This is a genomic window from Frankia sp. CeRuru1, assembly GCF_977966315.1.
The window spans coordinates 1-15,178 of record NZ_CDWWEW010000014.1; the positions used below are offsets into that span (position 1 = coordinate 1).

The following is a 15,178-nucleotide window of genomic DNA, read 5'->3' on the forward strand; positions in this document are numbered from 1 at the left end:
GGTGTGGGTGGCTCGGTGGGGGTGTCGTGCCAGCACAGGCTGAACGCGCAGTTCACCAGGGTCCAGCGGCGGGCGATCGCGGTGGCGGAGCGGATCTGGAAGTCGGCCCAGCCCAGTTCGTGCTTGACCTGCTTGTAGTCCTGTTCGACCCAGCCGCAGTAGCCCGCCGATCCGGTCTGGGCCGGCCCGGCAGTCGGTGGCCCACCAGGTCTCGGTGTGCCCGTCCCGGTAGGAGCGGCTCACCGGTGTCCACTGGCCGGGCCGCTCAGGGCTGGTCCAGACCCGTTCTCGGGCGGCCTGTGCCGGGGTACGCAGGCCGGTGTCCTCGTCGGGGCGGGACAGTTCCTGGTTCGGTTTGAGGGCCAGCACGAACGGCACCCCGGCCTCTCGCGCAGCTCGGCGACCAGGCCGGGGCTCTCGGACGGACCGTAAAAGCAGTCGGCGACCACCGCGCGGAACGGGATCCCGGCGGTGCGGGCATCGCCGACCAGACCGGCGGCGAGCTGCCCCTTGGTCCGAAACGACGGATCCGTGCGCCCGCCGGGCAGGCAGGGTGCCGGCAGGTAGAGCCGGGTGTGCGGCGGGTGGTACACCCGGTTGTCCGCCCAGGCCGTGGACACCGCGACGATCCCGGTGTCCACGCCGCCTCGGGAACCGATGTACTGACGGGACACGCCCGCGGTAGCGTGCCCGCTCTTGCGGTCCCCGGAGTCGTCCAGGATCAGTACCCCGCCGGGATGAGGCCGGGTGGCCGGCGCCGCCATGAGCAGCTCAACCCGCCGAGTGTTGATTTTCTCGTGGTCCCACGGAGACTCGGACAGAAACCACTGCAGCCGCTGGACCTCCCGGTGCTGCGCGCCGACCACCGGCTCCGCCCCGGCCAGACAGGTCAGCGTCTTGTTCCGGTCCCGCGGCAGCAGCAGACCGACCAGGTAGTCCCGGAACGCTCGCCGCTGCGCCCGGGAGGCGAACAGGCCATCGAACCGGGACGCGTACGCCTCCACCGGCGCCGGAGCCGGCGGGCACGGCAGCCGCTCTGTCATCACGATCACCTTCGCGGCCGAACCACTCCTTCCCTACCCGACACAGCCAGACAATTCCCCGGCCGCCCATACATGATCAAACGATCACAACAAACCACCGATGGGCAGGGTGCGCTCGGGCGCACGGTTGTCCACAGGCCCTACCGTGAGCCGGGGACAGCCGTGAGCTGGGGACGGGTTATCCGAACCGGGCTGCGCGCATCTCGCAGATGTCGGTGACCGGTGGCGGGTACGGGGCGAAGCGCTGCGCGACCCAGGCGGTGAGGTCGGCCATCGATGCGCCGAGGACGGTGCCGTGGTCCGCGCCGGGGTAACGCCGGTAGTCCACGGTCGTGCCCTTCCGGCACAGCCCGGTGACCACGCCGTCGGTCACCGTGCGTCGGATCACCAGGTCGAGGTCACCCTGGAGAACGAGGGTCGGAGCCATCTTCCGCAGGGCCACCTCTCGCTGCCGGGCGAATCCGGCTGCGAAGGGATGATGATCCAGAGGATTGACGGTAAAGGCGGTGTCGATGGACGTACCGATGCTCGCCCTGGTGAGGTCGGTGGCGCAACGGTCGCGGGCGATCGACAGCAGTCGCCGGCCGGTCGGGGTGAGCACCCGGTCCAGGTTGATCGTCCGGTCCTCGACGGACAGCCCGATTATCGCCAGCAGGACATAGGCGACCCCGTCGGTATTGTGCTGCAAGGTGGCGAGGGAGGCCGGCAGGTCGGCCAGGGGGGCGGTTGCGACGACTCCCCGGATCCGTAGCTCGGGTGCGTAGGCGGCGGCAAGCGCTCCGGCGGTTAACACCGCCTGGCCGCCCTGCGAATAGCCCCAGAGGACGATGTCGCGACCGGCACCGGTCGCCTTGAGGGCGGCGGCGGCGCGTGCCGCGTCAAGCACGGCCCTGCCCTCCGGCTCGGCAACGTAGATCGCGTGTTCGCCGGGACTCCCCAGTCCCGGATAGTCTGTGAGGGCCACGACATAACCGGCCCGGACGAGCGGAAAAGTCGAGGCGGCGGCGATCAGCGCGGGTCGTGCCGCCGACGGTGCACAGGAATCCTTGAGGCCCGTGGTGCCATGCCCGAACGCGACGATTTTTCGGCCGCCCGGCGGAACCGGAACGTTCTCCTCCGGAGCCAGGATTATCCCGGACACCGGAATGTCGACGCCCGGCGTCGCGTGGGATCGGTACATCACCCGCCACGCCCGGATACCGGTCGGGGCCGGCGCGACCACCTGACTGGACAGAATTTCCCCGCGGGTTCCCGGTGGTAACGATGCACCTCGCTCATCGGGTCCGCCGGCACTGATCGCGGGGGATGATCCGTCGCCGCCAGCCCGCTTTCCGCAGGCCGCGAGGGGCAGCAGCCCGAGCAGCAATCCGAGCAGGAGCCGGACCGCGAGCAGCGGGGTACGGACCGGACGGGAGGGGCATCGGTGCGCCCCGGCAGGGGTGGCCCCCGCAGCCGGTCGTGTCGGCCTCCCTGACTGCGCTGACTGCGTCGGCCGGGAGCGTGGGGGCCGTGATGTTAACGCATCCGGCCAGGCCGGCGGGCCACTCGGATCATTCGGGACAACAGGCTGCTGATCCAAGCTTGGCCGCCGATAATGCACGAATTAAGCCTAATGAGGCACATCCGGCCATCGCGTCGGCGGTCCGCATGGGCCGGCCGGATCTTGACTGGCGGTGGATCGCTTCGCTGGACGATTCGGGCACCTATGATCGGGCACCCATGAGGGACGTACCGGGTGTAACCGGACATGCCGCAACCTGCCGGGACGTGCCCGGGACGTGCCCGGGACGCCGTGGAGCCACTCTTGCGGGTGCCCGATGGGAGACGGGAGAGCGCTCGATACCCTTACGGTGTCCTCAGGCGGGTGCGGTGGCGGTCCCTCGATGGTTGCCGCGGTCTCACGGACGTGTCCAACCCGTCGTCGAAGCCTGTCGGAGGCCCGCGATAGTGAATGCATTCGCGTCGAACACCCTCGCTCTCGGCCCTGGCGTCCTCAGCGCGGACAGCCTGGCCAAAGCGGGCCTGGCTGTCGTTCTGTTGATCGTCTTCGTGGAGTCCGGCCTACTGGTCGGGTTCTTCCTCCCGGGTGACTCCGTGCTGTTCACCGTGGGTATGCTGATCGCCCGCGACGAGCTTTCCACCCCGCTGCCGGTGGCGGCTGTCCTGATCGGGCTCGCCGCGGTGGCTGGCGACCAAGTCGGCTACCTGATCGGTCGAAGAGCCGGTCCGGCGTTGTTCCGACGACCCGACTCGCGGCTGTTCAAACAGGAGTACGTCGAGCAGGCGCACGAGTTCTTCGAGAAGTACGGGCCGCGGTCCATCATCCTGGCGCGGTTTGTTCCCGTGGTCCGCACCTTCACTCCGGTCATCGCCGGCGTGAGCCGGATGAACTACCGCATCTTCATCACCTACAACATTGTGGGCGGGGTGGTCTGGGGTTGCGGCCTCACGGTTCTGGGTTTCTACCTCGGTAAGATAGATTTTGTACGGAATAACATTGAGCCGATGTTGATTCTAATTGTCGCCGTCTCGGTGCTTCCCATCGCTTTCGAATTCCTCCGGGCCCGCCGTAGGAAGCGGGCCAGGAACGGTGCCGTGCGGGAAGGCTCCGCTGAATTCGGCAGGAGTGCCCCGGTCGCCGACGAGGCTGCGACCTTCGCGGTACGGCCACGCCGCGGCGGCGGGCGTCACTCGGCCGCTCATCAACGTCAGACCCCGGGACTGAGACCGAGACTGAGCGAGACTGATCAGGACTGACCGGGGATGATCAAGACGACCGGGGCTGATTGGGATACCCCGGTGGTCATCGCGGTCGCGCGACGGTTACCTGTGATGCGGCCAAGTCGCGAGGACGGGTCCCGGCGGGCTCCGCACCGATACGGGGGGAGTCGGCGGGACGCCCGCCGGGACCCGTCAACCGTATCGGGTCAACGGGTCATTGTCGCCTCTCCTCGTCACCCAAAGGTGGGAACAGTCGCTGGTCGCACACCGAAAGCATCGTTTGTATGACGATCGTCTCACTATTGGTGGGTGGTGTTGTGGCCTTGGGGGCCATTGAGAGATCGCGGCAACCGAGCTGGTCACGGTCGGTGCAGTCTGCTGGTCACCGTCGCCGCAGTCGGGTCGCCGCAGCCAGGTCGCCCTCGGTGCAGCCGGGGCGCCGCCGGACTCACAAGGCGTCCGCACTCACAGGGCGTCCGCACTCACAGGGCGTCCGGTCCGCGTTCCCCCGTTCGGACGCGGGCGAGGGCGTCAACAGGAAGAACCCAGATCTTGCCGGCTCCGCTGGCCGCCGATCCGCCCGATCTCCGGATCACCTCGATGACGTCCTCGACGTCGGAGTCCGCGACGACGCACTCGACCCGCACGGCGCTCACCGACTCATCGTGGAAGGTCTGCCCGCGATATGTCTGGGTACGCCACAGTTCGATGCCGAATCCGGTCACCTGGCTGACCGTCATACCCTGAATACCGAAGGTCTCAAGGGCGGTGCGTACGTCATCGATGCGATGTGGACGCAGGATGGCGGTGACCAGTCTCACCGGGACCTCACCAGGTTGTCTGGAACCGCATGCCGACGGCCCGGCGCACCTCCGGGTGAGGTTTCATCGCGGAGAAGCGTAGAGCCGGCAGGTGACGGTTCCGTCTCGGGAATGTCATCGAATGGCGTAACGGAAGGAATGGTAGATGTCCCTGCTCGACCGCGGTACACCCCCCGACCCGTTCGACGTGCTGCCCGCCAAACCGCTGTTCACCGTGACCAGTACGGACCTCGTTGATGGTGGAGTCGTTCCGTCCGATCAGGTGCACACCAGCGCCGGGGGTGCCGACATCTCCCCACAGCTGGCCTGGTCCGGTCAGCCCGCCGAGACCAGGAGTTTCGTCGTCACCTGCTACGACCCGGACGCGCCCACCGGCAGCGGGTTCTGGCACTGGGTCCTGGTGGGTATCCCCGCGGCGGTGACCGAGCTTCCCCGCGGCGCGGGCAGCGGCGACTTCACCGGCCTGCCCGTCGGCGCGTATCACGTGCGCAGCGACTGGGGCTCCAAGGCGTATGGCGGGGCTGCGCCGCCGCAGGGCGACGTACCGCACCGGTACATCTTCACCGTCCACGCGGTCGACGTGCCGAAACTAGAGATCAACGACGAGGTCTCACCGGCCGTCGTCGGCTTCAACCTCACCTTCCACACCCTCGCCCGGGCCGTGCTGCGGGTGACCTTCCAACGCTGACGGGGCCGCTCTGCCGGCGCGTCGAGGTCCTCAGGTACCGCGCCCTCGGCGCGCCGCCCGGGGATCGTCAGCCGGTGGAGCTGGGGCTGGGCTCCACGGGTGGGTAACCGAACCCGCCCGTGAGGCCGGTGGCCCGTGGGACGGCCGGGCCGTCGACGAGCTCCCCGCTCCCGAACTCCCCGCTCTCGAGTTCCCGGTCGTCGAGGAGTTCGTCGGCCATCCGGCGCAGCCGGCCGGGACCGAGATCCGGCGGGTCCAGCTCGGCCGGATCCAGATCATCGGGGGTCAGGTTGGTGTCGTCGACCTCGCCGTGCATCTTCGAGCCGTTGAGCACCACGGGGATCTCCAGGTCGCCGACGACGTGCTCGACGTAGAAGGCGCGGGCGCCGATCAGCCACAGGGCGTAGCCCGGGTCGAGCCTGGGGAGCAGGTCGGCGGCGACATCGGTGAGCCCGAGCGCGGCCTGCGTGTCGGCGATCTGATCGGATGCCTGCTTGTAGAGGATCCGGATCGCGGTCTCGGCGAGCAGGCCCTTGGCGATCTCCACCGAGTCCGGCGAGGCGGACAGCAGGTCGGAGATGCGGTGGGCAACGATCGCGTTCGCGCATCCCCACTGCCGGGCGAGCTTCTGCTGGGCGGACAGCCGGCGGACGAGGCCGGCGAACCGCATCAGCCGCCAGCACTCGTCGTAGACGACGTAGCGCTGCACGCCGTCCTGGCGCATGAGTGCCGCTTCCATCCACGCCTGCGCGCAGGTCATGATCAGGGCGATCATCTCATCGCTGCCCTGGACCCGCTCCAGGTTCAGCACGGCGATCGGACGGTCGAAGTCCAGCGGGGAGGTGGTAGGCCCGTCGAACAGACCGCCCAGCGCGCCGTGCGTGAGCCGGCGCAGGGTCAGCGTGGCATCCCGGGAGGCGTCGCGCAGCTCGGTCGCGGTCATCGGGAGGTTGACACAGTCCTCCTCGGTCGGATCCGTCATCGCCTCCAGCACGTGCGGCAGGAGCGGGGTTGCCCACCGGTCCGGGGACGCCCCGGTGATCTGCCGGGTCACGACGTCGAGAGCCAGGTCGACCGCGGTGTGCTCGGCCGGGGTGAGCGGTACCCCCTTCGCCGTCTCGATCAGGGACGACAGGAGTGCCGAACGAGCCCGCTTCACCTCACGGGCCCAGTCCTCGTCGGCGATGCCCATCGGACGGGGTGGGGCGTCGAGCGGGTTCAGCCGGGTGGCCATGCCGGGCCCGATGTAGGTGGGCTCACAGCCGAGGCGCCGAGCCAGCCGCGTGTACTCGCCCTTCGGGTCACAGGGTACGGCGGCCTGGTAGCCGAACGCCGCCCCCCGCGAGATCAGCGTCTTCAGCAGCGCCGACTTGCGGGAGCCGACCGCGCCGAACACGGCGAAGTTCGGATTCTCGATGACCTGCTGGCGGTACAGCTCGAAGACGTCGAAGTCGAACGAGTTCCCCGACCAAACGTGCCGACCGATGTACATGCCGGGCGCGGCCAAGCCGGAGTCGACGACGAACGGGTAGATGCCGGCGATCTGTGCCGTCGTCTCCATGTGCGCGGGAAGCCGCAGCTTGTGGAACGTCCGCCCGCCGAACGGCCCGAACAGCCGCGGCGGCTGTGCGCCCCGGCGCAGGGCTAGCTGGGCCCGGCGCATCGCCGCCTTCTCGGTGGCCGCCGCGGCCCGTTCCGTGCGCCGGCTGCGCCGGGGGGGCTCCGCGGATATGCGTCCCTCGCGCCGCCGCCGCGGACCGCCGCCGAGGTCCACATAGCCCTCGGCGTCGCGTCCCGGGTCGTGGGACGTGGCCTCGTAGGCTGCCGCCTCGTAGCCGTCGGGGTCGTAACCGGCCTCGTCGTAGCTGGGCGGGTCGTCGAAGTCGCCGTCGTCGAAGTCGCCGTCGTCGCCGGGGCCGAAGTCGCCGTCGTCGCCGGGGCTGCTGTCGGCACGCTTGGGGCGACCGGCCACGGCTCCCCCGGCCGGATAGCCAGCCGGCACGTAACCGCCCACCGCATGGCCGTTGCCCGCATAGCCGCCGGTCGGGTATCCGCCGGTCGGGACCGGGTACCCGCGGGCCGAGGCGTCGTCGTGTGCTGAGCTCAAGAAACCCCCACCGCCAACGGTAGTGCTCCGACGCTGAAGCCCTGATCCTGCTCGCCGACGAGACGCACCATCTCCAACCGGCTGCGTGAGGCCAGTGTTTCGGCCTCACCGCAGGCATCGGCGAGCCCGTCGAGGTCGTCGGCGGAGACCGTGACGAAGCCGTGGAAGCGGAAGGCGCCGAATCCGGCGATCAGCTCCTGCTCGCGGCGTTCGACCTCGTCGGCCTCAGCCACGTCGCGCTGGGTGGTGACCTTTCCGACCTTGTCCCGCATCTGCTGTTCACCGAGGTGCGCCATCCGCCGTCGGTTTACCGCCTTCTCCGCCTTCCGGCCGGGCAGCGGCTCGACCACCAGTGAAACCGTCCGCCGACAGGTCGTCTCCATCAGCAGCGGAGCGAGGAACGCGGCAGGGGAGGGCACACGCGGCCAGCCATTGATCCAGTACGTCGTGTGGAAGCCGGAGTCGGTGCGGTAGTGGTCCCAGGCGGTGACGGTCCGGACCGGGCCCGCGACCGCTGGGTCGATGCCGGACGCCAACCCCTTCAGGCCCCCGGCGAGGTCCGTACTCGCACCACCCCGCGCGTCAATCATCTCGATCGAGTACGGATCGTAGGTGGTGCGGATGACCGCGGCGAGCGCCCGTGGCGGCAGCCATCCGACCGTGTTGATGGACGCACGGGCGAGAGCCGCCTCCATCGTGCGCAGTTCGCCGAGCAGGACGGCGCAGGCCGCCTGGTCACCGCCCCCGGCCCGCTGGATCGCGCGCCGGGCGTCTCTGGCCCGAAGCTGGAACGAGAGGTAGGTCTCGTGTCGCTGCGCCACCGGGCCCGCCGCGTCGATGACCTGCTGGTAGGCGTCGGCAGCCCAAGAGTCGTCGTGATGCCCGCGGACCCGCCAGTGCCGCTGAAGCTGGTCGCCGGAGTCGGGCAGCGTGCGTTCCAACCACTGGATGCGCGACAGTTTGCCGCCCCCGGCGGTCAGCCCGGCCAGCAGTTCCCCCCAGGCGTCCACCCTGGCCTGCTGGTCACCGGACTCCAGCAGGGCGAACTGGCTACCCTGCACCTGCAGGACGGCGGTGTAGGTCTGCTGCTTGGCATCCTTTACCACCGCCACGTACCGGCCGCCGCCGACCGGTACGGACAACATCACCAGCGACGACAGCGGCCCCGGAAGGACCGTTCGGCTGAGCTGGTCCTCCCCGGCACCCAGCCGGAAGAACGCGCCACGGAACACCGTTTCGCCCGTCACCTTCTGCATCGTGAAGCCGAAGAGGATCGGCACCCACTGGTCGAGATTACGATCCTCCACCCGGACGAACGCAACAAACAGGAGCATTACTCCCATCAGTGCCCAGAGTGGGATGAACAGGAGTGGAGAGCGAAGTGCCCCGAGCACGCACAGCATCACGCCGATCATCAGGCCGAGCTGCGGCCAGCGCATGCCCAGCATGACTCCGCCGCGTTCCAGCGGTCCGAAGCGGTAACTGCGTTCCGCGATCATCGGCTACCTCGCTACCTCGCCACTCAACTACTCACGTGCCGCCGGTGCGGGACGGCGGCACCGCCGCCGTCATCTTCGGAGGCCGGGACGCCGACGGGGGCACGGGTACCCGCGTCGTGGCCTGACCGGGCCCGCGTGCCCCGCCCGTGACGGAACCCGGGCGCATCGTCCTCGTGGCGCCGACCGGCCTGGAATTGCTGCCGACCGTGACCGTCGCCCTGGTGGGGGTGGCGGCTCTTGCCGGTTGCCGGGTACTGCCACCGCCGGCCCGGGGCCGGCCGGCTGTCGAGCCGCGCACCGCGGCCGTGGCGGCACCCGTCCGGGAGGACGTGCCCGCCGGAGCGCCGAGGCCGCTGCCACGACCGGTCCGTAGCGCGGCCGGCCGGGGCAGCGCGGGCTCGGCGCCAAAGCTGCCGACGCCACCGGCGTCGCCGAGCATGCCGCGATTGCGGGTCTGCAGCCGTGCACCGATTCCGCGGAAAGTCTCCCGCGACGTCGATCCCAGCAACGCACCCGCCCCTTGGCCGAACGACGCGGCACTGCGCCGACCTGCCGAACCGACGGCGCGCATCAGGTGGATGTCGGCGAATCCCATCAGGTGCAGCAGGACGAAGGGGGCGAACACCGCCGCAATCATCACCACGGCCCCGCCGAGGATCGTCAGTGTCTGATCGACTGTGGAGCCGCTCGAGTCGCTTGCCACACCGGCACCGAGCGTGAAAATCGCGTAAATAACCGGCTTCGCGAAAATCAGCGCCAAGAGGATCTCGGTCGCCCGCTTGATCCAGGCGCTCGTGGACATCGTCGGCTGCCCGGCCAGATACACCGGGATGAACACCGCCATCACGATGATCGCAACCTTGCGGATGTACAGCACCACGAAGAGCGCAAACGAGAACAACGCCACCAGCAGCGACAGGACGATGTCGAGTGCGAAGTTCCCCTGCTCCGGTAGAGCCCGCAGTTGGGCTACCAGGGTCGAGCCGAGTGGCTTCCCGTCACCGAAGGCGTCGGCGATCCCGTCCGAGGCAGTGAGCACCATCTGCAGCAGGGTGAGTGCGACGAACGAGCCGAGGATCGCGGTGCCGGTGGAGGCTAGCGCCCGTGTGAAGATGTGAGGATCACCGCGTACGGCGCCCATGATGCAGGCGCAGATGAACAGGCCGGTGACGATCAGTACCGCCACCCCGAACGCGATGTTGTAGTTCTGGACGACGTAGTCGGCGTTCAGGTCGATGGTCGTCTTCTGCGCCGCGAAGCTGAATACGGAGCTGGACAGGTCAGCCGCCATGCCGCAGAAGGCCTTGCCCATCGAGTTGAAGTACGCATCCGCACTCCCCGATATCGCACCCTTGATTGCATCGAGTGGATTGGGGTTGAAGGCCAGGATAATACTGCCTTCGCCTGTACCGCCGGACGTCATGCGACCGCTCCGATCAGAAGAAAACTCCGAAATTCCTCGGACCGCTGCTCAACGGGATCAGGACCATCCGGGCCATCGGTGGCGTCAGAAAGTTTCCAATCTGTTCCACTCCAGCTCACCGTACAGAGGTCGGTTCCCCAGAAGTTTCGAGGCTTGTAGTTCGGCGATCCACCAATTATTCCGGCACTTGCATTGGACCAGATATATACTTTTGTCTCGTTGGGATTAAATTTTTCAACTTTATATCCGAGGGTTCGATAAATCAATTGAAAGTCGGGGGAGTTTACAGATGCAACTCCAAAATTTTTTGCGGTCTGATTATTGACATCAATAAGAAGTTGGCTGAGTCGATTGGCAGTCGAGGGATCTGCTATTGATCTAAAAATTTGCTTGAGGCGCGTGGGCTCGCGATTGGTAGCTTTTACGTATGCAGAAACATAGTTGGCGCAGGCGCTGACGGCGCCGGCTTCGGTGCGGGGGTAGCCGACCGGGATACCGAACTCGTTGATCCGGGTGGGGACACCGGGGACTGAGGTGGGGGCGGCGGTGTCGGCCGGTTGGCTGGACGGTTTCGGCGAGGGGACCAGCGTCGGCGTTACTCCGGGCGGGGTAGCGCTCGGAGAAGTCTGCGGCGCGACGGACGCGGTATCCGAGCCATTCGAACCATTGTCTGGAACCACGTAACGGCCGATGACCAATCCGCCGATCACACTCACCGTGCCAGTGGTCACGATGATGATGATCAGACGTCTGGCGGCCCACTCCACAAGGCTTACCAACGCCCACTCCCCTCACAAGACGGCACGGTCATCATCGCAATGTCCGCCCGCTGATATCCGGGGAACAGGTCAGAAGAGCGTTGACGATGGGTCATGGACCACGCCGGGGTCAACGACAACGGTGAGCTCGACGGCGGGTTGACGCTGGCCAGCCGGGTTAGGGTCGGGCGCGGTGGCCGTTGCGCCGGTGGCAAGGAAGAAGTTGACGAAGGCTGCCGCGGCACCGACGAGGAATGCGAGACCGAAGCCCGCGATCACACCGCTCTTGCCGACCATCGACGCGCGCTCGAGGCCCATCCGCTCGCCGAGTGCCCATGCGATACCACCCAGTAGCACAGCGGCGACTGCAGCGACCACCGCATAGGCCGCCAGGCCGTTGACCAGGTCTTTCAGAGCATTGATGCCAGGCGCCTTGGAGTCATCCGGGTTGACCTGTATCTCGGCGAGGACAACGGTCGCCTTGACGGCGGCGGCGTCCAGGATCATCTCGGTTCCTTTCCCACAGGCGGGGGGCCGCCCGGCCGATCTGGTCCGGCGATCCTTGTGGGTGCCGTTGGTGACCGTAGGTCGCCAAATGATACGCCCTGCGCCGCACGGTGATCCTCGGTAGTCGCTCGTGGGCCGCCGGAAGCGTCAGAATCTGCACGGGCGGTGACCGCCTCCGCGGCGCCGCCGGCCGCCCCCGACTGATCGACAGCGCCCGCAGCGGCCGTGACCTCGGCTTTCGCGAGAGTGAACAGGGCTTCCACGGCAGCCGCGGCCAGCCGGAGGTAGGCGCGGCGAGTACGTCGGCGTAGTCGAGGAATCCGTACCGGAGTATGCCTGCTGGGGTCGAGCCGGGCGTCGTACGGGATCCGGATCAGTGTGTCGACCTGCCTCCCGAGCCGGGCCGCCGCCGCGCGGGTCCGGGGCGAGGGACGGCCCCGGCGCGGCGCGATCATGGCCGCCACAATCATTGGCCCGCCGTGTCTGGCTGAGCCACCACCCGCCGCGTCCCGCAACGTACGCAGTCTGGTGAGCGTCGCTTCCAGATCGGCGGCGGTCGCGAGCGTGACGAGGATGATGAGGTCCGCGGCCTGGACCGCCGTAGGCGTCAGCGGTGCCTCGGCCGGCGCGTCGACCAGCACCAGTGGATAGGAATGCGCGAGCAGGCCGAGCACGGACCGCAGTCCGGTCGGGGCGACGGTGTCGTCCGCGGGGACGACGGCGGGCGCCTCGTCGCCGGAACCGTCACCGTCGTGCCGGTCGGCTCCTCCGCCAACACCGCGTCGCACGGGAAGCACGTCGAGGTCCCTGGTGCTGCCCGCGGGACGACCATTGATCATCAGGGGTAGATCGGTCACCGTACTGTCGGAGGCTTGCCGGCGGGCGACGTCGGCGACCGTCGTCGTTCCGGCCGCGCCGACCCGGATCGCGAGCGGATCACCGCGTGGTTCGTCCTCGTCCTCGTCCTCGGTGTCGGTGCCCACAGGCGACGATGGCGCCCCCCCGGGAGACTCCCCCGGCCAGAGATCGACCGCGAGGACCGGCTGCGCCCGCACCCCGGCGAGGGTCAGCCCGACGACCCCGGCAAGGGTGGTGGTCCCGGAGTAGGGGAACAGCGAGGTCACCGCGATCCGCCACGAACCGGGCAACGGGATACGGGCCCGGTCGCGCAGAGAGAGCCGTACCGGAATCTCTTCCCACGGCTCGAGATCGCGCACGCCGACCCACGGCTCCTGCCACGGCCACAGCCGACCGTCCGACGACGGCCGGCGACGCGAGACGGTCTGGCCGCCTGCCGCCGCGGCCTTGCGGGTGGACCGAGACGCCGGGTCCGGCTGCGGTTGCGGCTGCGCGGTGGGGAGTGCTGGAGCCGTCAGCTGCTTCATGCCCGCGGCGGGCGAGACGGGCGCGACGGGCACGGCCGGCGTGTAGCGGGCGACCGGCGGTGCGACCGGCACCGCGGAGATGTGGCCCGGGACGGACGATTCGGAGACGACCGGATGGTCCGTGGGAGGGGCCTGCGCATCCCCGGGGCTGGTTACCTCGATCGGGCTGGTTACCTCGATCGGGCCGGTCGGGGCTGGCCGGCCGGCCGCGGTGGATGGAACGGTTGCCGTCGGCGGATCGCTCGGGCCGCCGATCGACGCCGCATCCGTCGGCGCGGCCGGTGTCGTCCGCGGCGGCCGCGGCGGCTGCGGACGACGGGGCGCGGAGGCGCGCGGCGGCCGGACGCGCGGCCCGTTCGGGGCCGGCAGTGGCCCGGTTGGGTGTGGTGGTACCGCAGTTGGGCCGCCACCGGAACCAGGACTCGCAACCGGGCTGACGCCTCGGCCTGACGCGCTGCCACCCGGCGCGCTGCCACCCGGCGCGCTGCCACCCGGCGCGCTGTTCACCTCCTGCGAGGATTCCACCGCGCTCGGGGGAACCGGGGTCGAACCGCGGGGATCTGCCGGCCGGGTTGGACGGCGGGAGGGATCAGCCTGGTTACGGGGCGGAATCGCCGACGGGCGGCCGGCGCGCCGGGCAGCGGCGCCGCGGGTGCGCCGGGAGCTGGTGTCCGCGCCCGAGGTCACCCGGCCCGGCCCGGTGCCGGGTGCCTCGGTCCTGGCACCCGGCACCGATGGCGGTGTGTCGTCGGACGTGTTTGTACGGTCCGCACCCGAACGGGCCGCCGATGTCGCATCATCGAGGTGGAATGCCTCGCTCTGCCACGCTTCGTCGAGTGGCCGCGGCGAGCCCGTTCCGCCCCGCCGTCGATGTCGTCGGCGCCCGGATCGTGCCTGGGGAGGTGACTCTACGTATTCGGCGTCTGCTGCTTCGTCCCGTATGTACTGATCGTCTCGTATGTACTGATCATTCCGGATGGGCGGACCGTCGGGATGGGAGACCGGCGAGGGTATGCGGGCACCAATGAGCGAAACGGGCCGCGCGTCGCCTTCCTCACCGTACGGTGCCTGTGGCACATCGCTCACGCGCCGTCGACCTCCCGGCCTTCTAAGGTTAGCTAGTGCCAGTTAAGGTTACTTACTGTTATCTGCACTCGGCTGCGGTCGGATCGATGTAACACGAGTCATTCGAGTATGACAAGCTCTGGTCGAAGCTACCCATCCTGGGTGGGTCGGTGTACCTTCCGGAACCGGAGATGTGCCGTCCGGATCGAGGGGACGAACTGGCGGACGGTTCGGCGGACGGTTCGGCTGTGATCCGCGACGCGGCGGGCTGGGGGCGGCCTGGACTACACCGGCACCGTGCGTGCGGCAGATGGGAAAGGAGCGTCGGTGGCGCAGGACGGCTTCTCGACGGCGACGCCTCGGCCATCCCAGCGCTCCGGCGCACCGCAGGGCGCGACGCCCGCGAAATCCCCGGTCGGCTCGGCCCCGGCCCGGTCCGCTCCGGCGGCATCCGGCCGGCTCCGCACGGCCTCGGCCCGCCCGACCGGCATGCCACCGACCGTCGCCTCCCGCAGCACACCGGCGCCCGCCGCCGCGGCGCCTCCGTTCGCGCCCCCTCCGCTCGCGCCGACGCCCGCCGGTGGTGCGCCCTCCCGACCCTCCGACGACGACGAAGTGCTCACCGTCGATGAACTGGTCGCCTGGTTGCGGTTGTCGGAGAGCACCGTCCTCAAGCTGCTTTCGGAACGGGCCATCCCGGCCCGCAAGGTCGGTCACCAGTGGCGGGTGCGTCGGGGGCGGGTGCGGGACTGGCTGGACGGTCGGGAATGAGCGCTCTCACCTCGGTGCCGCCTCGCTCCGGCCGGCCGCGGTGAGGCCCCGGTTCTGGCTGGCCGTCGGACTGCTGCTCACCGTGGTCACCGTGGCCGGATGCGGCACGCTGGGCAGTGCTGCCGATCCGTCCCCCGCTCCGTCTCCCGCCCCGTCCGCCACCACGGGGCCACCGCCCGGGGCGAGTCAGGCGCCGGGTCCGCCGCTGGCCACCGCGTCTGCGCTACCCACCGGCGAGGTGGACCGGAAGGACCCGGCGGCGGTAGCCGCCGACTGCTTCACGCGCTGGCAGTCCTTCGACGCCCGGACGGACCCCGGCCCGGCAGCCGGTGTCGAGCGGGCCCGCGACTGCCTCCCTGAGGACTTTGCGGCCAGCCTGGGCGCCGGGGG

General features: G+C 69.2%; 12 protein-coding genes and 1 pseudogene. 4 read left to right on the forward strand and 9 right to left on the reverse strand.

The features are described 5' to 3' along the window. Positions 1 to 239 precede the first annotated feature (239 nt). Positions 240 to 1,043, reverse strand: coding sequence for an IS701 family transposase (locus AC08OP_RS02105; protein WP_476612660.1), 804 nt, complete (start codon positions 1,041 to 1,043; stop codon positions 240 to 242). A gap of 178 nt (positions 1,044 to 1,221) precedes the next feature. Further along, on the reverse strand, positions 1,222 to 2,265 hold the full coding sequence (locus AC08OP_RS02110; protein ID WP_476612661.1) for a lipase family protein: 1,044 nt from the start codon (positions 2,263 to 2,265) through the stop codon (positions 1,222 to 1,224). Positions 2,266 to 2,990: 725 nt separating this feature from the next. On the opposite strand from AC08OP_RS02110, the gene AC08OP_RS02115 reads away from it, so the two are divergent. Beyond that, a complete protein-coding gene (locus tag AC08OP_RS02115; RefSeq protein WP_476612662.1) occupies positions 2,991 to 3,800 on the forward strand; it encodes a DedA family protein in 810 nt (269 codons plus the stop codon). A 446-nt stretch (positions 3,801 to 4,246) separates the two neighbouring features. On the opposite strand, the gene AC08OP_RS02120 is transcribed toward AC08OP_RS02115, so the two are convergent. Continuing rightward, positions 4,247 to 4,585 carry a P-II family nitrogen regulator gene (locus AC08OP_RS02120; protein WP_476601801.1) on the reverse strand — a complete coding sequence of 113 codons (339 nt, stop codon included), beginning with the start codon at positions 4,583 to 4,585 and terminating at the stop codon, positions 4,247 to 4,249. Positions 4,586 to 4,730: 145 nt separating this feature from the next. On the opposite strand from AC08OP_RS02120, the gene AC08OP_RS02125 reads away from it, so the two are divergent. After that, a complete protein-coding gene (locus AC08OP_RS02125; protein ID WP_476612663.1) occupies positions 4,731 to 5,273 on the forward strand; it encodes a YbhB/YbcL family Raf kinase inhibitor-like protein in 543 nt (180 codons plus the stop codon). Positions 5,274 to 5,340: 67 nt separating this feature from the next. Here the strand turns inward: AC08OP_RS02125 and AC08OP_RS02130 are convergent, their stop codons facing one another. From AC08OP_RS02130 to AC08OP_RS02155, 6 genes are all read right to left on the reverse strand, one after another. Further along, positions 5,341 to 7,380: a conjugal transfer protein TraC gene (locus AC08OP_RS02130; RefSeq protein ID WP_476612664.1), complete on the reverse strand. Its 2,040-nt coding sequence runs from the start codon at positions 7,378 to 7,380 to the stop codon at positions 5,341 to 5,343. Continuing rightward, positions 7,377 to 8,879 (reverse strand): SCO6880 family protein, encoded by a 1,503-nt coding sequence (locus tag AC08OP_RS02135; protein WP_476612665.1) that lies wholly within the window; start codon positions 8,877 to 8,879, stop codon positions 7,377 to 7,379. Before AC08OP_RS02135 ends, AC08OP_RS02130 begins: the two co-directional genes overlap by 4 nt. A 31-nt stretch (positions 8,880 to 8,910) precedes the next feature. Further along, positions 8,911 to 10,302 carry a TrbL/VirB6 family protein gene (locus AC08OP_RS02140; RefSeq protein WP_476612666.1) on the reverse strand — a complete coding sequence of 464 codons (1,392 nt, stop codon included), beginning with the start codon at positions 10,300 to 10,302 and terminating at the stop codon, positions 8,911 to 8,913. Next, positions 10,299 to 11,081, reverse strand: a complete 783-nt coding sequence (locus AC08OP_RS02145; protein ID WP_476612667.1) for a DUF8175 domain-containg protein — start codon at positions 11,079 to 11,081, stop codon at positions 10,299 to 10,301. Before AC08OP_RS02145 ends, AC08OP_RS02140 begins: the two co-directional genes overlap by 4 nt. Positions 11,082 to 11,150: 69 nt before the next feature. Next, positions 11,151 to 11,567 carry a DUF6112 family protein gene (locus AC08OP_RS02150; RefSeq protein ID WP_476612668.1) on the reverse strand — a complete coding sequence of 139 codons (417 nt, stop codon included), beginning with the start codon at positions 11,565 to 11,567 and terminating at the stop codon, positions 11,151 to 11,153. Next, entirely contained in the window at positions 11,564 to 12,985 is a 1,422-nt protein-coding gene (locus tag AC08OP_RS02155; RefSeq protein WP_476612669.1) for a MinD/ParA family ATP-binding protein, read from the reverse strand. Before AC08OP_RS02155 ends, AC08OP_RS02150 begins: the two co-directional genes overlap by 4 nt. A gap of 1,359 nt (positions 12,986 to 14,344) precedes the next feature. On the opposite strand from AC08OP_RS02155, the gene AC08OP_RS02160 reads away from it, so the two are divergent. After that, on the forward strand, positions 14,345 to 14,788 hold the full coding sequence (locus AC08OP_RS02160) for a helix-turn-helix domain-containing protein (protein ID WP_476612670.1): 444 nt from the start codon (positions 14,345 to 14,347) through the stop codon (positions 14,786 to 14,788). A gap of 40 nt (positions 14,789 to 14,828) precedes the next feature. Continuing rightward, positions 14,829 to 15,178: pseudogene (locus tag AC08OP_RS02165) on the forward strand (hypothetical protein); the annotation flags it as partial.

What these genes read in the sequence shown, in the direction of transcription:
- AC08OP_RS02125 (WP_476612663.1), top strand. Translation starts at nt 4,731, where the DNA reads ATGTCCCTGCTCGACCGCGGTACACCCCCCGACCCGTTCGACGTGCTG.
- AC08OP_RS02135 (WP_476612665.1), bottom strand. Translation starts at nt 8,879, where the DNA reads ATGATCGCGGAACGCAGTTACCGCTTCGGACCGCTGGAACGCGGCGGA.
- AC08OP_RS02105 (WP_476612660.1), bottom strand. Translation starts at nt 1,043, where the DNA reads ATGACAGAGCGGCTGCCGTGCCCGCCGGCTCCGGCGCCGGTGGAGGCG.
- AC08OP_RS02140 (WP_476612666.1), bottom strand. Translation starts at nt 10,302, where the DNA reads ATGACGTCCGGCGGTACAGGCGAAGGCAGTATTATCCTGGCCTTCAAC.
- AC08OP_RS02150 (WP_476612668.1), bottom strand. Translation starts at nt 11,567, where the DNA reads ATGATCCTGGACGCCGCCGCCGTCAAGGCGACCGTTGTCCTCGCCGAG.